16 protein-coding genes are annotated in these 19,414 nt (G+C 43.7%); 7 read left to right on the top strand and 9 right to left on the bottom strand.

Annotation, left to right across the window (positions count from 1 at the left end):
* The first annotated feature begins 7 nt into the window (after positions 1 to 7).
* Entirely contained in the window at positions 8 to 265 is a 258-nt protein-coding gene (locus K0625_RS12355; RefSeq protein WP_220109991.1) for a hypothetical protein, read from the top strand.
* 13 nt (positions 266 to 278) lie between these two features.
* Here the strand turns inward: K0625_RS12355 and nfo are convergent, their stop codons facing one another.
* Positions 279 to 1,148 (bottom strand): deoxyribonuclease IV, encoded by an 870-nt coding sequence (nfo, locus tag K0625_RS12350; RefSeq protein ID WP_220109966.1) that lies wholly within the window; start codon positions 1,146 to 1,148, stop codon positions 279 to 281.
* 138 nt (positions 1,149 to 1,286) lie between these two features.
* Between nfo and K0625_RS12345 the strand changes: the two genes are divergently transcribed.
* The 3 genes from K0625_RS12345 to K0625_RS12335 all read left to right on the top strand — a co-directional run bounded on the left by K0625_RS12345 (position 1,287) and on the right by K0625_RS12335 (position 5,219).
* The gene (locus tag K0625_RS12345) at positions 1,287 to 3,326 is read left to right on the top strand and encodes a hybrid sensor histidine kinase/response regulator (RefSeq protein ID WP_220109965.1); all 2,040 of its coding nucleotides are present in this window, start codon (positions 1,287 to 1,289) and stop codon (positions 3,324 to 3,326) included.
* A gap of 120 nt (positions 3,327 to 3,446) precedes the next feature.
* Positions 3,447 to 4,541 carry a response regulator transcription factor gene (locus tag K0625_RS12340; RefSeq protein WP_220109964.1) on the top strand — a complete coding sequence of 365 codons (1,095 nt, stop codon included), beginning with the start codon at positions 3,447 to 3,449 and terminating at the stop codon, positions 4,539 to 4,541.
* Positions 4,542 to 4,673: 132 nt separating this feature from the next.
* Positions 4,674 to 5,219, top strand: a complete 546-nt coding sequence (locus tag K0625_RS12335; RefSeq protein WP_232847065.1) for a hemerythrin domain-containing protein — start codon at positions 4,674 to 4,676, stop codon at positions 5,217 to 5,219.
* Positions 5,220 to 5,461: 242 nt separating this feature from the next.
* Here the strand turns inward: K0625_RS12335 and K0625_RS12330 are convergent, their stop codons facing one another.
* The 5 genes from K0625_RS12330 to K0625_RS12310 all read right to left on the bottom strand — a co-directional run bounded on the left by K0625_RS12330 (position 5,462) and on the right by K0625_RS12310 (position 12,467).
* Positions 5,462 to 5,647, bottom strand: a complete 186-nt coding sequence (locus K0625_RS12330; protein ID WP_012323916.1) for a DUF3545 family protein — start codon at positions 5,645 to 5,647, stop codon at positions 5,462 to 5,464.
* 227 nt (positions 5,648 to 5,874) lie between these two features.
* Complete coding sequence (pgi, locus tag K0625_RS12325; RefSeq protein WP_220109962.1) at positions 5,875 to 7,512, bottom strand: glucose-6-phosphate isomerase; 1,638 nt, start codon at positions 7,510 to 7,512, stop codon at positions 5,875 to 5,877.
* A gap of 15 nt (positions 7,513 to 7,527) precedes the next feature.
* A complete protein-coding gene (tal, locus tag K0625_RS12320; RefSeq protein ID WP_065187452.1) occupies positions 7,528 to 8,484 on the bottom strand; it encodes a transaldolase in 957 nt (318 codons plus the stop codon).
* 269 nt (positions 8,485 to 8,753) lie between these two features.
* The gene (locus K0625_RS12315) at positions 8,754 to 9,857 is read right to left on the bottom strand and encodes an OmpA family protein (RefSeq protein ID WP_012323919.1); all 1,104 of its coding nucleotides are present in this window, start codon (positions 9,855 to 9,857) and stop codon (positions 8,754 to 8,756) included.
* 243 nt (positions 9,858 to 10,100) lie between these two features.
* Entirely contained in the window at positions 10,101 to 12,467 is a 2,367-nt protein-coding gene (locus tag K0625_RS12310) for a phosphoketolase family protein (RefSeq protein WP_220109961.1), read from the bottom strand.
* 431 nt (positions 12,468 to 12,898) lie between these two features.
* Here K0625_RS12310 and K0625_RS12305 point away from each other — a divergent pair, with 431 nt between their 5' ends.
* Both K0625_RS12305 and yaaA read left to right on the top strand, forming a co-directional pair.
* Positions 12,899 to 14,362, top strand: a complete 1,464-nt coding sequence (locus K0625_RS12305; RefSeq protein ID WP_220109960.1) for an alanine/glycine:cation symporter family protein — start codon at positions 12,899 to 12,901, stop codon at positions 14,360 to 14,362.
* A 123-nt stretch (positions 14,363 to 14,485) separates the two neighbouring features.
* A complete protein-coding gene (gene yaaA, locus K0625_RS12300; protein WP_220109959.1) occupies positions 14,486 to 15,259 on the top strand; it encodes a peroxide stress protein YaaA in 774 nt (257 codons plus the stop codon).
* A 494-nt stretch (positions 15,260 to 15,753) separates the two neighbouring features.
* Here yaaA and K0625_RS12295 read toward each other — a convergent pair whose 3' ends face one another.
* Together K0625_RS12295 and K0625_RS12290 are read right to left on the bottom strand one after the other, a co-directional pair.
* Positions 15,754 to 16,134 carry a hypothetical protein gene (locus tag K0625_RS12295; protein WP_220109958.1) on the bottom strand — a complete coding sequence of 127 codons (381 nt, stop codon included), beginning with the start codon at positions 16,132 to 16,134 and terminating at the stop codon, positions 15,754 to 15,756.
* 693 nt (positions 16,135 to 16,827) lie between these two features.
* Positions 16,828 to 18,228: a M20/M25/M40 family metallo-hydrolase gene (locus K0625_RS12290; protein ID WP_220109957.1), complete on the bottom strand. Its 1,401-nt coding sequence runs from the start codon at positions 18,226 to 18,228 to the stop codon at positions 16,828 to 16,830.
* A 135-nt stretch (positions 18,229 to 18,363) separates the two neighbouring features.
* On the opposite strand from K0625_RS12290, the gene K0625_RS12285 reads away from it, so the two are divergent.
* Positions 18,364 to 18,660 carry an ArsR/SmtB family transcription factor gene (locus K0625_RS12285; RefSeq protein ID WP_012323925.1) on the top strand — a complete coding sequence of 99 codons (297 nt, stop codon included), beginning with the start codon at positions 18,364 to 18,366 and terminating at the stop codon, positions 18,658 to 18,660.
* 395 nt (positions 18,661 to 19,055) lie between these two features.
* On the opposite strand, the gene rpsT is transcribed toward K0625_RS12285, so the two are convergent.
* Complete coding sequence (gene rpsT, locus K0625_RS12280; RefSeq protein WP_012323926.1) at positions 19,056 to 19,322, bottom strand: 30S ribosomal protein S20; 267 nt, start codon at positions 19,320 to 19,322, stop codon at positions 19,056 to 19,058.
* Positions 19,323 to 19,414: the final 92 nt, after the last annotated feature.

The following is a 19,414-nucleotide window of genomic DNA, read 5'->3' as shown; positions in this document are numbered from 1 at the left end:
CTCTCTCATGCTGACAGCATGTTCCTCGATGGATGAACCTGAGTTGTATCATAGGATCAATGAAGCTTATGATTTTGAAGTGACCCATTGTGATAGTTTTGCCATGGTGACAGGGGTAGGACGAGGTGAGAGGGCGTTAAGAGATGCAAAAGTCAACGCCATGAATCATGGCGAAGAGTTGGGAGGTACCCACATTGTTTGGTTGCAAACCGATCATGGTGAACCAACTAAAGTCGTCGCGGTTATCTATAAATGTTTACAGTGATCGTTAATGAGTACTAATCCACTGAGAGCTTCTTTTTAGTCAAACTGCGTAGCCAACTTATCTCATCTACCCAAATGTCAGAGTTGATGGTTTCCAGTACCAGTGGAATATTTTCAGTGGCGGGGTAGTTCATAATAAATTCAAACCCCTCTTTTCCAATATGACCTAGGCCTAAAGACTCGTGTCTGTCTACACGGCTATTTAGTGGCGTTTTACTGTCATTGAGGTGCATGGCTTTTAGGTAGCGATCGCCTACGATCCTGTCAAACAGGGCGAAACTCTCCTCGCAGGCCTGATAGGTACTGATGTCGTAACCTGCAGCAAACATGTGGCAGGTATCTATGCAAACCCCAACGCGAGATTTATCCTCTATGCCATCGATGATCTGAGCGAGCTGCTCAAAACTATGACCTAGGTTTGATCCTTGTCCTGCGGTATTTTCAATTACGGCGGTGACATGCTGCGTTTTGTCTAACGCCATATTTATCGACTCACTGATCTTAGATAGGCATTCATCAATCCCTATCTTTCTTAAGTGACTTCCTGGGTGGAAATTAAGTAGCGATAGCCCCATCTGCTCACAACGCTCCATCTCATCAAAAAATGCCAATCTGGATTTTTCAAGTTGCTCTTGATCCGGATGCCCAAGGTTAATCAGGTAGCTATCATGAGGTAAAATGGCTTCACTTGAGATATTTGCTTCTTGGCAGTTCTGTTTAAAATCTATTATCTGTTGTGGGCATAGGGGGGCTGCTTGCCATCGTCTTTGATTTTTTGTGAACAGCGCAAATGCATCAGCGCCAATTTTCTTCGCATTAATGGGGGCATTGGCAATCCCGCCTGATGCGCTGACATGGGCACCAACCCAACGACTCGAACTCATGTAAATAGTTTTCCTTACAAAATTTTCTTAAATAGTTCCACACTTTATAGGGAATTAAAGTCGCGAAATATTAAGCCTTAACTATGCTTATTAACATAAAGTTAATTAAAAAGATGGCCTAGGATAAAGGTAATTGGAATGGACTCTACAGCGTTTAAAGAATTCTCTCAAACGGATCTTAATCCTTTGTGGCCTCGATTACTTGCTGAGTTAGGAAAGTTACAGGCTGATTTTATCAATGGGGAGGATGTTTTACTTCCCCTATGTCGAGTCTTAGCTGAGCTAAGTCAATCCCAAGCGGTATTAATATTCCCCAAAGACAGGTTCGAATCGGAAGATATGCCTGCTTGCACAACCTGTTGGTGTCGTGATCCTGTTCGCTATTTAACGCTATGGAAAGAGGCTAAGGATTGGCCATTTATAAATCAGGAACCCACAGTTCATCGCTGGCAATCATTTGTTATCTGGCCAGCCAAAAGAGCCAATATTCAGATCTTTTTCCACTCTGCAAGTGAGGAGTGGTTGTCATTTCTATTGTCATCAAATGAAACGCTGTCAGAGATCATCATGGGGATGTTGGCTCAACAATCCGGTGAGGGGCAGGAGAGTACGAGAGCCAGAGTGACATCAACAATTGACAGTGAGATGTTCCAATCGATCGTTAGTAACAGTGAAGATCTTATTCTAGTGGCGAGTCGATCGCCTTTTGGTGTGCCTAGCATCATGTACTCTAACGCTGCAGCGACCAGTGTTAGTCACTACCCCAGAAGTCAGTTGATTGGTAAACCTATTACCATGTTATTTGAATCTGGGCTGGAGGGGGGTGAGGAGAACCCGCTATTGCAAGCGATTAACTGCCGCACCGATTTTGATGGTGAACTTATCTGTACAACAGCGAATAACGAAGAAGCTTTACTGCATATGCACTTAGTTGCACTGGAGGAGACGAGTGGGCATGGCAGCTTATTTGCTTTGGTAGGCCGAGATATAACCGAGCAAAAGCAGTTACAACACATTATGGCCAGAACTCAAAAAATGCAGGCTATGGGGCAGCTAGTGGGAGGAATTGCGCACGATTTTAATAATATATTGGGTGTTCTTAAGGGGAACTTGGAGTTACTGGAGCTAAAGATCACTGAGGAGAAGCTACTGCGTTATCTTAAAAATGCGTTTAAAGCTTGCCAAAGGGGGACAGATCTTACTCGACGTTTGCTGCAATTTTCAAGACAGGAGCAGTTTAGCGCGCATCACTGTCAAGTTAATGAGGTGATTGGTGGCATGGAGGAGCTGCTTGGTAAATCACTCACGACCCAGATAAAGCTAAAAACGGAAGTGAATAATGATATCGCAGATATCTATGTCGATCGTGGCGATTTAGAAGATGCGCTACTTAATTTGGTGTTAAACGCTAAAGACGCGATGGGTGGAGAGGGAGATATCTTGATTAAAACAGATATCACCTATTTGAGTGGCTTACTGCCTGGCATAACAGGGAGTCCTCAGGTTGAAGAGGGACAGTATGTCACTGTATCTGTAACAGACTCTGGCTGCGGGATCCCTACTCATCTTTTAGAAAAAATCTTTGAGCCTTTTTTTACCACCAAAGATAAGAGCAAAGGCACTGGACTTGGTTTATCTATGGTGTATGGCTTTGTTAAGCGCTCTAAAGGTTATATGAGCGTGATGAAATCTGATGATCAGGGGACCGAATTTTGCCTCTGGTTTCCTGTGACTAGGCAGGCGATAGCCGAAGAGGTAAAAAATGATGAGCGGGCAAAGATGCCTGTGGTCGCGAGTAAGCTTAAGGTATTGATTGTCGATGATGAAGTTGAGCTGCTCAATGTATTAAAGGATTACTGTGAGTTGTTGGGAATGGAAGTTGAATCCTGTAGCGATCCTTTAGAGGTGAGAAGACGCTATAGCAATGGTCTAGGGGATATAAAGTTATTGATAACCGATGTGTTGATGCCTGGTGGGATAAATGGTTATGAACTGGCTAAAGAGCTGTCGGCAGATGCAGACCTTTCTGTGTTGCTGATATCGGGCTTTATCGGTGATATCGGTATCAATAAAAATGAAGATATGCCCTATCGAGTGTTGCATAAGCCCTTTGATCTGGAGGGGCTTGTGGACTCTCTTGAGCAGGTGGGGATTCAATTCGCTTGTGCTAGTGAGTAGGTCTTAACCTGCATCTTGAAGTTGTTTGGGTATAAGTGTTTCAAAATGGGTTGCAGGTGAAATAACGTTTAATTTTTTGGGTTGTGTGCGGTTAGAGCTTATATAAGGAGATAGAGGGTTATGGCACAAATACGAGTATGGGTCGTCGATGATGATCCGGATTATTGTGAGTTGATATCTGAAGTGTTGAGTGATGATTATCAGGTCTCTCTCTTTAATGATGCTAACTCATATCGCACAGCGTTGGAGCTAGAGACACCTGAGCTCATTCTGATGGATATCAATCTCCCTGATGTAAGTGGTATTGAGTTATGTCAGGAGTTGATGAACTCAGGGAAAGATGTGGCCGTCATTTTTGTGTCGGGCATGAATACTCTTGAGGAGAGACTGAGGGCTTATGAGGTTAGCGCCGTTGATTTTATCGCTAAGCCTTTTGAGCTTAAAGAGCTTCAGGCAAAGGTGCAAGCGGTTGCTTCATATCAGGCTAAGAAGCAATCTCTGGTTCAAGCTGAGTCGATGTCGAGAAATATGGCATTTCAGTCCATGACTGAGTCATCGCAATATGGCGCCGTTTTGCAGTTCTTCAGACAGTGTTTTCTCTGTAATGATTACCAGAGCTTGGCCGATGCTTTCTTTGAGTTGATGCAGCAGCTTAATCTCAGTACCTGTTTAGAGATCCGTGATATGGAGGTGCACTACTTTGCTCCCAAAAATGCAGAGATTAGCCCCATTGAAGCCAATATTTTAGAGCTGCTGGATAAACATGGTCGCCTATATGACTTTGGCAGTCGAACCATATGTAATGATAAGCATGTTTCGTTTTTGATTAAAAATATGCCTATGGATGATGAAGTATTATATGGGCGATTACGGGATGTGATTGCGGTTATTGTAGAAGGTCTTGAAGCACGCGTTATGGATATCGGTCGTCAGAAAACCCTTGAGCATGTTTTTAAAGAGATCCAAGGGCTTTTAGGGAACATCTCAGGCGCAATTGTAGAGCATGACCAAAAGTTTAGTGCAGCTTTAACCGGAGTAACTACTGAGATCCGCAGTAGTTTCCATGTGTTAGATATGACGGAGGAGCAGGAGGATTACTTTGCATCTTTGGTGGAGAGAAACCTGAAAGAAGCCAGTTCGGCAGGGGATGCATTTTATCGCCTACAGGGATCCCTTAAAACGGTTAGAAGCGTGGTTGAATCGAGCGTCTCTTAATACTGCTATTTTTATCTCCTTTTAAGTTGATCTTAGTCACGTCAACGAGAGAGGAGCTTTTGCTATATTGGGTAATGTTTAATCTATTTACTAGTATTGTACATATAAGGTGTTCGGAATATGGAGATCACTATGCTTGCAAGACTGAACAATGATCATAAACATATCGCAATTTTGCTCAACATTCTGAAGGTGAAATATAGCAGACTAGAGGTTGGCGAAGCTGTTAACTATAACCTGATCAGGGATATTGTTGAGTATATGCAAAGCTATGCAGAGCATAGCCATCACCCTTTAGAAGATATCATTGATAGCTATTATATGGCTAAGTACTCCCCTGAAGCGCGTAATGAAAAGCTGGCTAAAGAGCATCAAAGGTTGACCGAGTTTTCCGCTTCGTTAATGGCGAACTTAAACTTAATTTTAAGTGATGTGATGGTCTCAAGAGAGCAGTTAGTTACCGATCTTAAATCCTATGTTGTTGAGCAAGAGGAGCATATGCTTTATGAGAACAGCACCATATTCCCGCTGTGGTCAAAGATGACCGATGAGGAGGATTGGAAAAACATACAGCAGGAGTGCTCCCTCAAGCTGATAGATGACCCTCTGTTTAATGACGATGATAATGTTCTGTTTGAAGAGCTTAGAGAGTACATTAATTCAGATGACACAGATTAATACAACAGAGAGCTATTTATCCTCTCTTGATTAATAAGTGTTCTGACCTCCAAGGTCTTATGCGTTCAATACGCTTTAAGACATTCCCCATATCCCTATGGGTCAGTGGAGGAAATGCCATTAAATGTATGGAACATTTATGGCCAGACACAAAGTCAATTTCTATCCATCCATGGGAAATAGACATAAGTGTTCCAGACACAAAAAAGAGCGCATTATGCGCTCTTTTTGATCTTGATATTTTACATTAGGAGGTTATCAAGTTCACATTCGAAACTTTTATCGATATCTTGTAGCTCTTTAAGTAAGCGGTGCTTCTCTTTCAGTGCTTCAATTTCACGCCATTTACGCTTCTTATTGGAGCTTCTTGAGCGACTCGGCCTTTCTACGACTGCATCTAGCGCACTACCATAATCTAGTCGATTCATGGCAACCTCCTGTTGTTGTTATTCTGTTCAACAAATAAATACCACACTTTTAAAATAGTGTGCAAGAAAAATGTTTCATTTGTGTTAATTCAATGTGACCTTTTGATGTTGTTTGAACACTAAAGTCGTAGGTAAGTGTAAAAGATACAAAAGGATGGAGTGTCTGAAATTTGAGAATAAAAAAAAGCCAGTAAAAACTGGCTTTTTTCTAAAAATCGACTACGGCGTTAGATTTTGCCTTGTCTGAACATGTTGATTAGACCATTACTGGAACTGTCTAATGAGGTCGCATCACTGTCTGCACTGAGTCTTTCCAGTACATCATTACCTAAACTTTTACCTAACTCTACCCCCCATTGATCGAAGGAGTTGATATCCCAGATAGCACCTTGAACGAAGGTTCTGTGCTCATAAAGTGCAATGAGTGAGCCTAGTGTTGATGGCGTTAACTTATCCATTAGGATTGTATTACTTGGCTTATTGCCAGGCATGACTTTATGTTTGGCGATCAGTGCCTGCTCGTCAGCTGATAACTTGCTACCTGAAAGCTCCTTAAGGGCTTCATCATAGTTACGTCCCTGCATCAGAGCTTGTGTTTGACCAAAGCAGTTAGATGCCAATTGAATATGATGTTCACCGAGAGGGTTATGGCTTTGAAGCGGCATAATAAAGTCCGCTGGAATAAGCGCAGTACCTTGGTGAATTAGCTGGTGGTAAGCGTGCTGACCATTGGTACCTTCTCCACCCCAGATAACAGGGCCTGTGCTAAAGTCCACATCGGTTCCATCTAAGGTCACTGATTTACCATTACTTTCCATATCAAGTTGCTGGAAGTATGCGGGTAAGCCACGTAGGTAGTGATCATAGGTCAGTACCACATGGGATTGAGTGCCGTGGAAGTTACCATAGAGCAGAGAGAAGAGCCCCATAATCACTGGCATGTTTTCAGTCAGTGGCGCTTCTAAGAAGTGCTTGTCCATCTCATGGGCACCTTGTAACAGCGCCTTGAAATGCTCCATTCCAATTAACAGTGCGATTGGTAGTCCAATAGCTGACCAGAGTGAGTAACGTCCGCCTACCCAGTCCCACATTGGGAAGATGTTTTCTGCATCAATACCAAACTCAGTCGCCTTAGGAACATTGGAGGTGACGGCCACGAAATGCTTAGCCACATCAAGCTGACTTCCGCCTTGCTTGAGGAACCAATCTTTAGCGCTTAAGGTGTTTGTCAGTGTCTCTTGAGTACCAAAAGATTTAGACGACATGATAAACAGGGTTGTCTCAGCATCCAGTGTCTTTAGCTTTTCACAGATAGAGGTGGCGTCAACATTGGCAACAAAATGACAGTTTAGCTCACCAGTCCAGTAGGGTCTGAGTGCTTGAGAGACAATCTTAGGGCCTAGGAAGGAGCCGCCGATGCCGATACTAACGACATCAGTTATTCTCTTGCCTGTATAGCCTTTCCATTGACCAGAGGTGATTGCGTTAACAAACTCAGCCATCTTCTGCTGAGTTTCCTGCACTTCCTGCACAATGTTGACACCATCAAGCAGTATCTCTTGCTCTGGGCTAGCACGAAGGGCGGTGTGTAAAACAGCGCGCTTCTCTGTGGTGTTGATTATCTCACCGTTGAACATGCCTGCTATTTTTGATGGTAGCTGAGCATCTTCGGCAAGTTTAAAAAGTAAAGAGAGTGTCTCTTCTGTCGCTCTATTTTTAGAGTAATCTAAAAATAGGCCACAGGCAGAAGTTGACATAGTCTTAAAACGTTGAGCATCACCCTCAAACAGGTCTCTCATATGTGGCAGTGACTGCGTATGAGTGCTTAGTGCCTGCCAGGTGTCGCTCTGGGTCAGTCTGGTCATCTCTTTAACTCCTTTTTAAGAGGCTAGTTTCTCTTTAAGCATCACTTCCAGCTTGCCTTGATCGATTGCGAAGTTACGAATGCCTTCAGCCAGCTTCTCAACGGCCATAGGATCTTCGTTAAATTCCCAACGGAACTGAGCTTCAGTTAGTGGCTCACCTGCTTCCACAGTTGTTTCAGCTGGAATAAGCTTACGCACAACTTCTGTCTGTGAGTTGGCCATCTCTTCAAGAAGGGCAGGTCCTATCGTTAAGCGGTCGCAACCGGCAAGCTCGATGATTTCACCTGTGTTTCTGAAGCTTGCGCCCATAACAACAGTGTTAAATCCATGACGCTTGTAGTAGTTATAGATCTCGGTAACAGAAACAACGCCTGGATCTTCGGTTGCTGAATATTCAAGCCCAGTGTCTTTCTTGTACCAGTCTAAGATACGGCCAACAAAAGGAGAGATAAGGTAAACACCAGCTTCTGCACATGCTCGTGCTTGAGCAAAGCTAAATAGTAATGTCAGGTTACAGTTAATCCCTTCTTGCTCAAGCTCTTTAGCCGCACAGATCCCTTCCCAAGTAGAAGCAAGCTTGATAAGAATACGAGACTTGTCTATGCCAGCTTCTTGATAAAGCTTAATGAGCTTGTGGGCTTTAGCGATAGAGCCTGCTTTATCAAAAGAGAGGCGAGCATCGACTTCGGTAGAGATACGGCCTGGAACGATTTTTAATATCTCGACGCCGATATTAACAGCAAGTTTGTCACCAGCATCTTCTACTTGCTGGTCAATCTGGGAACTCTGCGTTTTAGCCCATTCGATGGCATTTTCGATAAGGTGAGCATAGTCCGGGATCTGGGCTGCTTTTAAAATTAATGACGGGTTAGTCGTTGCGTCTTCTGGTTGATAACGCTTGATGGCCTCAATGTCTCCAGTATCAGCGACAATGGTGGTGATTGATTTGAATTGCTCTAGTGTATTAGCCATAAAATTACATCCTTCTTAAGAAGCAGCTTAAGGTTTGTGATTTGCAGCAGGTATTAGAAGCGATCTTGATGATAAATCCAACCATAAATGAAAAAAAATTACAGGAAAGTTGCAAAATATCAGTAAAAAGGTTTTTAAAGGATAAGATTGCTTGAAAATAGCCACTTAAAATGAGTACCCGAGAGTATAGCTTGTAGCTTGCTATCATTACAGATAAAAAAAGTCGCTACCAAGGCAGCGACTTTTTTAACCAAAGAGCAAGAAGCGTGTTACTTGATTAGGGCTTCTTTTTTCACGCCTGTGACGTGAGCTTCGATACGGCGGTTAGCCTTGTTTGCGGCTGGGCTACTACCTTCGATGATAGGTTGAGTGATACCGAAGCCTTTCGCTTCTACGCGATCTTGCGCAATACCATATTTTTCAACCAAGATCTTAGCAACGGCGTTAGCACGTTTGTCAGATAGCATCATGTTGTACTCAGCTTTACCTACATCAGATGCATGACCTGAGATCAGTACTGTCGATTTAGGGTGCTGGTTCATGTAGTTCGCTAGCTTCTCTATCTGCTGGTAAGATTCGTTCTTAACCACAGATGAGTTGTTAGCAAACTGAATCGAGCCAACATCACGCTGCTCAGTTGTCTCTTTGTAGATAGTACAACCATTACCATCAACTTGATGAGTTGAAGGTGTATTTGGACATTGGTCCATATCGTCAGTCACACCGTCATTATCTGAATCAACTGGTGCGGCAACGACTGGAGCGACCACTGCGGCTGGAGCGGTGCGACCGAAACGGTAACTTAGCTCTAATCCCCAATAGTTGCTTTCCATGTCAAGTGTATTCCACTTGTCATCTTCTAAGTTTTCATAGCGGCGGTATTTAGCCTGCAGTTTTAAATTTTCAGTGATGTTATAACCGACACCAACACCAAAGTAAGGTGCTACGCCGCTGTCACTGTAATACTCAGTGCCATACTGCTTGTTGTTTGATAGCAGGTAGTTCATCGCACCAGCTTCAGCCGATAGACTCCAGCGTTGTGAAAGTGGCATAAAACCAACTAGACCTAAGGTCATACCTTTGGCGCCAACATCGTTACGCTTGTTAGCATAGTCTGTCCACTCTCCGCGACCAAGATCACGGTAACCTAGCTCAACACCAAAATAGTCGTTAAATAGGTAACCGCCAAATACGTCCCAAGCGTAAGGATCATCTTTACCACAAACTTTCATGGTTTTTAGATCGCAGCTTGGTTCATAATCGTTAACACCAACACCGCCACCCACGTACCATGGGGTGAGCTCTTGAGCTGCATTAGCAGCAAATGGGAGCATAGATGTCAGCAAAACTGCTTTTAATGTATTGTTCATCATTTTCCAAATCCTTTTCTTGTTAATACTTCCCCGTGACTGCTTATCGATTGATGATGCAGAGCCAACCCTTTGGGAGGGGAATCCTTTGTTTTTGTCGTTGGCGTCACTATTATCCATTGAAATGTGAACTAATTCCAATTTGATTGTGTCTAAAAAGTGATTTACTACAAGTTTTTTGTATAAAAAAAGGTGTACCCAGTAGGGATACACCTTTTTATTAATTTTACTTAATGAAAGCGTTTTTTAGCGAGTCCAGACCCAATTCTCAAGGCTAATAGGGTCAACACCGTTAGCTTTGATGTAGTTTCTGTGGTCCACGAGACGTTGAAGCATGTCTGTAGTGATGGCCACATGTTGGGTTTCGTCGATGACTCCCTGCTGGAACAACTTGTAGGCCATGTCGATAACCAAGTGGTAACGAGAAGTGCCGTTACGAACACCCATATCAAATGGGGTTGTTGTTGAACCTTCCTCTTCGTAGCCTTTGATTCTGAATCTATCACTGCCTTTGTAATCAAATACCAACTTCTTAATGGTATTTGGATAACCGTGATAGTTAAATACCACTCCTTTATCGGCAGTAAATACCTCATCCATTAACCAAGGCTTACTTTGGAAATCCAAGCTACCTAAGCCGCTGCTGGTAAGCTCGGTGACGCTAACAAAGCGGATACGCACTCTTGGTAGTAGTTCACGTATGAGTACCAGTGATGCCATCGCCTCTTGGGTGACGTAATCACCACAACCAACTAGGACCACATCAGGGTCTTCATCGGAGGCAAAATCCCAGACCATAACGCCATCTTTTGCTTGTTGGCGCGCTTCATCAAGTGTTAGCCATTGAGGCAAGTCTTTCTTACCCGCAACTAAGATGTTGAGTTTATCTCTGTCTTCATAGGCACGCTCTGTGTAAACCAAGGTGCTGTTACCATCAGCTGGTAGATAAGCTGAGATGATCTTAGGGTGTTTCTCAAGCATTGCGCCGAGGAATGAGGGATTCTGATGCGAGTAACCGTTGTGGTCTTGACGCTCAAGGAGCGATGAGAGCACGACGTTACAGGCGGGGACTGGCTTACGGAAGTGTACCCCTTGGCTGGCATAGACATACTTACAGTACTGATCGGCCATTGATGAGACAACTTGTGAGAATGATTCATAAGTTGGGAACATCGCATGGCGACCTGTTACTGTGTAGCCATGCATCATACCGAAGAGTAAGTTCTCTGAAAGTAGCTCGATAACACGTCCATCGCGGGCCATATCTTCATCCCACTCCTCGATAGGCCACTGCCATGCGCGGTCAGTTTCTTCAAAGACTGCTTGAAGTTGATTCGAGTAAGTCTCATCAGGGCTGAAAATACGCAGGTTGCGTTGGTCACGGTTGAGTTTAAATGCATCACGCATCCACTCACCCATCTTATACATAGAGAGTCCACGTTGTCCTCTCGGTGTTTCCGGACCATAAGAGAGCTTTTCAAGGTCGGGTTTGGATAGGGCGCGGACCACCTCGCCACCATAGCTTAGGTGCTGACGGCCACAGCAAAGCTCTGCTGGTGGAATAAGAGATTGGATCTCCTCATCGAAAATTAGCTGGCCTTGCTCGTTGATTGAGTAGAGCTCATTGAAGTTATAGCTTGCAAGCCAAGTATCGAGGGCATCTAAGTGACCCTTATCTGTGGCGCACTTATTCACGATAACTTGATGAGATTCACAGTTACCTTCAAGTTTCTTACCATTATATTGTGCCGTACCTGTCCAGCCTTTTGCTGTACGCATCAATATCACTGGCCAGCGAGGCTTGACGACATCTTCACCACTGCGTGCACGGGTTTGAATGGCGGTGATCATCTCATAGGAAGTGTCCATGGCTTTCGTCATCTGCACATAGACATCTTCATCGAGCTCATCGTCAACAATGATTGGATGGTAGCCAAGTCCACGGAACTCAAGATCTAGCTCTTCATGGCTCATACGTCCCATACGGGTTGGGCCTGAGATCTTATAACCATTAATATGGACGATAGGCAGTACAGCACCATTGGTTGCTGGGTCAACTAAGCGGTTAGCATACCAAGATGCTGCGAGTGGACCTGTTTCTGATTCACCATCACCCACAAGACATGCAGCAATTAAATCTGGATTATCCAGTACTGCGCCCCAAGCAACAGAAAGCGAGTAACCTAGCTCGCCACCCTCTAAGATCTGGCCTGGTGCTTCAGGGTTTGCATGGGATGGGTAGCCGTAAGCGGCGGAGAATTTTTTACAGATATCTTCAATGCCAGTTTCGTTGTATGGAATGTTCTCTGGGTAGAAGTGGCTAAGAGAGCCTTCCATAAACAGGTTAGCTTGTACGGCAGGAAAACCGTGGCCTGGACCGACTAAATAGACAAAAGAGCGTTGGTTCTTGACGATAAGACGGTTGACGTTGGCATAAACAAAGTTGATACCTGGGCAGGTGCCCCAGTGGCCAAGCAGTCTAGGTTTAATATCTGAGTGAGTAAGCGAACGTTTATGTAGCACGTTCTGCTTGAGGTAAATTTGCGAAGTCGCTAGAAAGTTGGTAGCTCGGACAAATTTCTTTAATGCGCTGATCTCTTGCTGTTGTGACATAAATAACCCCATTTATAGTAAGCAAAAAGTTAATCAAACCTCATGGGAAACACTATATTTGTAATTTTATTACAAAAATGTGTTCTATATCTTGTTTTGCAAAAGTTATAAGTTTTGTAAATTGTTGCCAATTTGGTGGTAAAACCTTTGTGTTATCAGTTGTGAAAGGTGACCTTTAATGTGAACGACCGTGATTTAGGTGTTATGTAAATGGTTAAGTGTGATCATGATCACGCGAGGTATTTTTAATGGTATGCTATTTTGCGGCATCGAATTCGGTAAACCTAGCTTTAGTTGGCTTAGGAAAGGATAATTAAATAGAAAATTTACCGGTATTCTTTGATCAAAATTGGAAGGAAACTTATAACAAGCCAGATACGGTAAGGTAAAGCTATCAGACCGATATCTGTCATGGGGATAAAAATTAGCTTATGTTTGAAAATTTAATGACGTGGATAGAGTCTGCGATCAACTACACAAATGGTCTGCTTTGGGGCAGCGTGCTTATCTATGTGTTAGTCGCAGCTGGTGTCCTATTTACACTACGCTTAGGTTTTATCCAGTTTCGTTTATTCGGACATGGTGTCAAACTCGTTATTCAAGGGCGTGAGAAGATTGACGGGATCTCCTCATTCCAGGTGTTTTGTACCTCGATGGCGGCGCGAGTGGGTACCGGCAACATGGCCGGTGTGGCTGTTGCTATCACAGTAGGTGGCGCTGGCGCGATATTCTGGATGTGGCTTATTGCTATGTTAGGTATGGCAACGGCCTTTATTGAATCGACTTTGGCCCAAGTCTACAAAGTCAAAGACAGTGAAGGCCAGTACCGTGGTGGTCCGGCTTATTATATGGAGCGTGGACTGGGCAAACGCTGGATGGGGACTATCTTCTCTATACTGCTGATTATCGCTTTTGGTTTCGCTTTCAACTCTGTGCAAGCCAACACCATGACAGATGCGCTTAATAATGCATTTGGTTTCGATAAAACAATCATAGGTCTTGTTATCGTACTGGCCTCTGCTTACATTATTTGTGGTGGATTAAAGAAGGTTGCCAAGGCATCTGAACTGATTGTGCCTGTGATGGCGGTGGCTTACTTAGCGATAGCCTTACTGGTACTTGTGACCAATATCGAGCAGGTTCCTGCAGCATTATCACTGATAGTGAAGAGTGCGCTAGGTTGGGAAGAGGCCGCTGGTGGTGCGATGGGCGCTATGATGGCGGGTATTGCACGTGGTTTATTCTCCAATGAAGCGGGTATGGGCAGCGCGGCTAATATTGCGGCATCGGCGACACCGAACCCAAATCACCCTGCATCTCAGGGTTTTGTGCAGATGATCGGTGTTTTTGTTGATACTATTGTTATCTGTAGCTCCTCTGCGGCGATCATCATGCTCTCTGGTGTACTCGATGCACCAAATGGACAAGAGGGGATAGGGTTGCTGCAGCTAGCGCTAAATAATGAGCTAGGTGCCTGGTCATCTTATTTCTTGGCATTTGCGATTATCCTGTTCTGCTTCTCCTCTATTATTGCTAACTACAGCTATGCAGAAAGCAATGTTATGTTTTTAACTAAGAGCAAAAAAGTACTCTTCATCTTCCGTGGCCTAGTGCTAGCCATGGTGATGGCGGGCTCAGTGGCATCATTAAGCTTAGTGTGGAACTTTGCTGATGTGTCGATGGGATTGATGGCCCTAGTTAATATCGCTGCGATTGTGATGCTCTCTAAGGTGGCCTATGCCGTGATTAAAGATTATGAGCGTCAGCTTAAGTCTGGCGTAACACCAACGTTTGATAGCACTCAATTTCCTGAAATCGATAATTTAGAGGGCGGGATCTGGGTGAACAAAAATCAAAAAACGGTTGAAAGCTCGGCAGAAACGAATAAAGCGTAAGTTACTTAGCCCTTTGTTTGGTTAACTGAATTAGTGCAATCTAAAAAACCACGCTTAATAGCGTGGTTTTTTTATGTTGGTATCAGTATGATAATCAGCAATAAAGTTCAATGAGGATTAGTGATGTTAGTTTTAGTTTCACCAGCAAAAACATTAGATTATGACAACCCTGCGGCGACGACTGAATATACTTTCCCTAAGTTAACTCAGTACAGTGAACAGCTCATCGAGGAGTGTCGTAAACTCACGCCTGCTGATATCGCCTCACTTATGAAGGTCAGTGACAAAATTGCTGGTTTGAATGCCGCCCGTTTTGAGAGCTGGAGTCCAAGGTTTACCACAGACAACGCTAAGCAAGCTGTGTACGCGTTTCGCGGTGATGTCTACACAGGCTTAGATGCCGACAGTTTATCAGAGGACAGTCTAAGTCGAGCTCAGAGTCAGTTACGCATCTTGTCGGGCTTATATGGCCTATTAAAGCCGCTGGATTTGATGCAGCCCTACCGTTTAGAGATGGGCACCCGCCTAGCCAACGCTAAAGGCACCAACCTGTATCAATTTTGGGGAGATGTGATAACAGATGAAGTTAACGCATCACTGAAGGAGCAGGGGGACGAGCTTTTAGTGAACCTAGCATCAAATGAATACTTCAAAGCGGTCAAGCCTAAGCTGGTCAACGGCACTATTATCACCCCTGTTTTTAAAGATCGTAAAAATGGTCAATACAAGGTGATAAGCTTCTTTGCCAAGAAAGCTCGCGGCATGATGGTGAGGTACATTCTTGATAATAAGGTCAGCAACCTTGAAGAGCTAAACAAGTTTGATGTAGCAGGCTACTATTACTGCGAAACTGAATCGACGCAGCTTTCACCCGTTTTTAAGCGAGAAGAACAATAAATTTGTCGGCCTTCGAATGAAGGCCTATTTCATTTTTTTGGTTGTTGGTATTTGGTAATTTGCTGAATACCATAACTTCGTTGATATCAATCGTTTTGTGAAACTTGCCCGCTAGCAAGTTTAAAATAGCTTTTAAGTTGGGTTCATTGGGCTGGCTTTGTACTTATTGAGCTTGTTCGGTATCAAATTTTCAATGTTAACCTATAGCCTGCGGCTCGCTGAATGTGTAAACACTTCAGTGACTCGCCGCAAGCACAATCCCTGTGGGCTCTGCCGTGACATCCTTGTCACGGAAGGTCACAGCTGCGTTCACACCTAGTTGTTTATCTCTTCGATTGAAGTTGTGAGTTATAGCTAGTTTTGGAGAAAAACACGTTAGAGTTTTAGGTTTAGGTGACCGGATATTGATTAGAAAAGGTAACTTAATTTATTCGCACCTCTAAGCCTAATTTGTAGTCGATCAGGTTTGTTCTGACCGTTACCCGATAAGCTGCTTACTCTGAAGAATCACTTTCCCTTTGGGCTAGTCGTGCAGCAAGACGTTCTTGTGTTTGTTTTCTGCGTGTATATCTAGCTTGGTCAGAAGCTGCTTTAGCGCTTTCTGCCATATGTTTTGTTTGTGCTGACAATTCTTTAGCCTGGCTTGCCAGTTCATTTCGTTGAAATAATAAAGCTTCAGTGTTTGCTTTGAGTTCTTTTCTTTGCAAGCCATAACCGATTATAAGCCATAAAAAGGCAAGTGGAGCTGTAACACCTGCTAGAAAATCACCCCATTCATTCAAAGTTAGGTTTATAACGTCACTCCATTTTAGGGCGAGTAAAGATCCAATAATCAACAACCAAAGGCAGCTGATTATAACTCCTATTCTTTCCATACAACTCCATTTTTGATGACCAAGGCAGCTAGAATTTATATAGTGCGTATGCGTATGCGTATATATTAAACCTATGATTTAAAATTCACTATAGAAAAGTTATTTATTAATAGAGCCTTACTAGAATGTTACGGAATAAACGAGTATAGGGAATTGAAACATTAGCATGGATATTTATGTCTAATCAGCAAGTGTTATTTATCGATTTGTAAAGGTAGCTTAACTAGCTTGCTGCTGAAGACTGCTTATTACCTCAAGTTTATAGCTGGGCATCCCCTACCAATCAAAGCCAAATCGAAGAGACTTATGAACAGGTGTAAGTGAGCTCGAGGACTTCGATTTCAGGGATGAAATCGTAGAGCACCCACGGATGGGTTTACAGCGTACCGAGAGATTACTTGCACATAAGCCTGCGGCAGGCAATAAACAGCGATGAAGGTGATAACTTCAGACACTTCCCCCAATACAAATTCAACCAGAAGCTAAATAAGTAAATGTAACTTTCTTCATTAGAAGAACAATAAACTTGATTCTACTCTGAGTAACAAGGGGGTCAGCTGGTGATAGATAAAAATGAAGGTTCACTTTAAAGCGAACCTTCAAATACCAACTAAGTTAACTGTAAATGCCATCTAGCTTCATTTGAAGCCTAAAGCCAAACTAGCTGATCGCTAAACAGCTATTTAGCAATATCTACTTAGTTGCCAAGGGACGTAGATCAATCTCCGATTGAGCCATTAGATAAGCAAACTGTGCATAGGCAGCCACGTTCTGCTGTAACGATTCGGGATTAATTTTATCTAACGTATCATTAGGGGTGTGGTGATAATCAAAATAGTCTCGGCCATCTTGCCTTAATGATGCAACGGGAACGCCTTGTTTAGGCAGCATAGAGACATCTGGGCCACCAGAGGCGGTATTGGTGCCCATTGCGACACCATTTGCTGTCATAGGTGCGCTAACTGCTAACACATCTTTAAATGCCGGCTCTGAGACGCGGTAGTCGATCTGGTAGATAAGCCCTGCGCCAAAATCAGACTCTGCAGCGATATAGTGCTTTGCAAGTTCATCTTGGTGGGCTTTTGCGTAAGCTTTACCCCCTATCAGCCCAAGCTCTTCTGCGGCGTAAAGTACAACTCGAATGGTTCTGGCAGGTTTTTGTGGTAAGTCTTGAATCAGTTTACCTGCTGCTGTCACGATACCAACGCCTGCACCGTCATCCAATGCGCCTGTGCCCTCATCCCATGAGTCTAAGTGTGCGCCTATAAGCACTATCTCATCGGGCTTAGTGGCACCAGTCACCTCGGCGATAACATTATAGGAGGTGGCGTATCCATGACTTTGTGGTGACATCTTAAGCTGCAGCACAACATTCTCATCTCGTTTTAGCATTAAGTTGAGTTGGTCTGCATCGGGAGATGATAATGCGGCGGCTGGAATACGCGGCACATCGTCTTGATAGCGCATCGCACCTGTGTGGGCCATACGGTCATGATCTGTGCCTATGGAGCGAATAACAATGGCTAAGGCGCCTTTGGAAGCTGCCGCCACTGCGCCCCGTGAACGTCCGCCTACGGTTTTACCATAGCCTTTACCTGTGGTGTGTCGCTCAGTTTTATGGTCGATGAAGGCGATTTTTCCTGTTAATGACCCCTCTGGTGCGGCTTTGAGTGCGGCGAGCGTATCAAACCGGACAATAGGGGCGGTGATCCCCTCAGTTGGTGTGGCGACACTGCCACCTAGGGCTGTGATGACTAAGCCTTGAGGGTAGGGGGCAACCACCATCGCTTTGGCATCACCTCTATCCCATACAGGGACCTTTACTGGCTCCTTATAAACCTTATCGAAACCGAGTGTGGTTAATTTATCTTCTGCCCATTGAACGGCAATAAGATCTTTTTCACTGCCGGCTAATCTTGGCCCAACCTCTACGGTGAGAGATTCGACAAGATCATAGGCCAGGGAGGAGGCGAGAGCTTGCTGTTGTAACTGTTCGGAAATCTGGATGTTTTCCGATTTTGGCTGTGTGTGTTGACAGGCTAAAAGTGGCACTAAAAGAGAAGCCATGAGTAAGGTACGACGATAGTTTTGCATAAGTTTCCTTTGTTTTTATTACTTATGTCCCATTTTTGAAAACAATCTAGCAAAAAGTGTGCTTTATGTCCCGACTATATCCGTTAGGCAAGGCTATATTAGTGGCGGGGATTGTTTTAGGAGAATTTGCTCGTAATGAATATCGAATTAATGCAGCAACGTGCTGACCACGCCGTTGTAATGTTGAAAGCTTTAGCGAATGAACGCCGTCTCTTTATCCTGTGTTACCTTCTTAGCGAAGGGGAGATGTGTGTTGGTGAGATGAATAAGAAATTGGGATTAAGTCAATCTGCTCTGTCTCAGCATTTAGCTTGGTTAAGAAAAGATAATTTAGTCGAAACCCGTAAAGAGGCACAAACCGTTTATTACTCACTGAAGAGTCAAGAGGTGTCAGAGATCATTAAGTTGCTCAATAACATCTACTGTCATTAAGTGGAAGGAGATACCTATCGGTATTAAAAACTGACAGAACGAATTGTTTTGTCAGTTTTTTTATGTCTTATACCAATCAGTATAAAGGTTTGATCGCTCAGCGAGAGTTTAGCGATCCTGAGGCAAGGCAACGAGTGAAGAGCATAGTTATTCTACGGTTAAGCTCGTTAACACAGCATCAGAATCGCTAAAACTCGCCTGTAAGGAGTGTTTTTGGCTGCCTACTTCTGCGTTGAATGAACTCACAAGGGAACAACCATTCTATCATCCATTCGCCTTGAATTAGTTTGCCAAAAGACACTCTGAGTAGATCAACTTCTTATACTGATTGGTATTATTAAAATTTAGGCATAAAAAAACCGGCCTAAGCCGGTTTTTTATCGCAAAACTCAGAATTAAGCAGCTAGTGCTTTGATTCTTGTGTTTAGGCGAGCCTTATGACGGGCAGCTTTATTCTTGTGAATAAGGCCTTTAGTTGCCATACGGTCAAGGATTGGTTGTGCAGCATTAAATGCTTCAGTCGCCGCAGCGTGATCGCCAGCTTGAATAGCTGCGATAACTTTCTTTACGTATGAACGTAACATTGAGCGACGGCTAGCGTTATGCTGACGACGCTTTTCAGATTGAAGCGCGCGCTTCTTTGCAGACTTGCTATTAGCCAAGGTGCAACTCCTAAAAGGGTTAGATATTTTAAAGGTCGGGAATATGCCTCATTTTTGTCACTTTGTCAATGACAATAGTTGAATCTTTATCT

The sequence above is a fragment of the Shewanella nanhaiensis genome (assembly GCF_019457885.1).
GTDB classification, from domain to species: Bacteria; Pseudomonadota; Gammaproteobacteria; order Enterobacterales; family Shewanellaceae; genus Shewanella; species Shewanella nanhaiensis.
The sequence above is the reverse complement of the archived record's forward strand: the minus strand, read 5'-3'. Positions and strand labels throughout refer to the sequence as shown.

Excerpts from the sequence above, each read along its gene's own strand:
- K0625_RS12285 (WP_012323925.1), top strand. The coding sequence starts at position 18,364 with ATGAATATCGAATTAATGCAGCAACGTGCTGACCACGCCGTTGTAATG.
- K0625_RS12355 (WP_220109991.1), top strand. The coding sequence starts at position 8 with ATGCTGACAGCATGTTCCTCGATGGATGAACCTGAGTTGTATCATAGG.
- K0625_RS12340 (WP_220109964.1), top strand. The coding sequence starts at position 3,447 with ATGGCACAAATACGAGTATGGGTCGTCGATGATGATCCGGATTATTGT.
- yaaA (WP_220109959.1), top strand. The coding sequence starts at position 14,486 with ATGTTAGTTTTAGTTTCACCAGCAAAAACATTAGATTATGACAACCCT.
- K0625_RS12305 (WP_220109960.1), top strand. The coding sequence starts at position 12,899 with ATGTTTGAAAATTTAATGACGTGGATAGAGTCTGCGATCAACTACACA.
- K0625_RS12290 (WP_220109957.1), bottom strand. The coding sequence starts at position 18,228 with ATGCAAAACTATCGTCGTACCTTACTCATGGCTTCTCTTTTAGTGCCA.
- K0625_RS12345 (WP_220109965.1), top strand. The coding sequence starts at position 1,287 with ATGGACTCTACAGCGTTTAAAGAATTCTCTCAAACGGATCTTAATCCT.
- K0625_RS12295 (WP_220109958.1), bottom strand. The coding sequence starts at position 16,134 with ATGGAAAGAATAGGAGTTATAATCAGCTGCCTTTGGTTGTTGATTATT.
- K0625_RS12315 (WP_012323919.1), bottom strand. The coding sequence starts at position 9,857 with ATGATGAACAATACATTAAAAGCAGTTTTGCTGACATCTATGCTCCCA.
- tal (WP_065187452.1), bottom strand. The coding sequence starts at position 8,484 with ATGGCTAATACACTAGAGCAATTCAAATCAATCACCACCATTGTCGCT.
- K0625_RS12310 (WP_220109961.1), bottom strand. The coding sequence starts at position 12,467 with ATGTCACAACAGCAAGAGATCAGCGCATTAAAGAAATTTGTCCGAGCT.
- nfo (WP_220109966.1), bottom strand. The coding sequence starts at position 1,148 with ATGAGTTCGAGTCGTTGGGTTGGTGCCCATGTCAGCGCATCAGGCGGG.
- pgi (WP_220109962.1), bottom strand. The coding sequence starts at position 7,512 with ATGACCAGACTGACCCAGAGCGACACCTGGCAGGCACTAAGCACTCAT.
- K0625_RS12330 (WP_012323916.1), bottom strand. The coding sequence starts at position 5,647 with ATGAATCGACTAGATTATGGTAGTGCGCTAGATGCAGTCGTAGAAAGG.
- K0625_RS12335 (WP_232847065.1), top strand. The coding sequence starts at position 4,674 with ATGCTTGCAAGACTGAACAATGATCATAAACATATCGCAATTTTGCTC.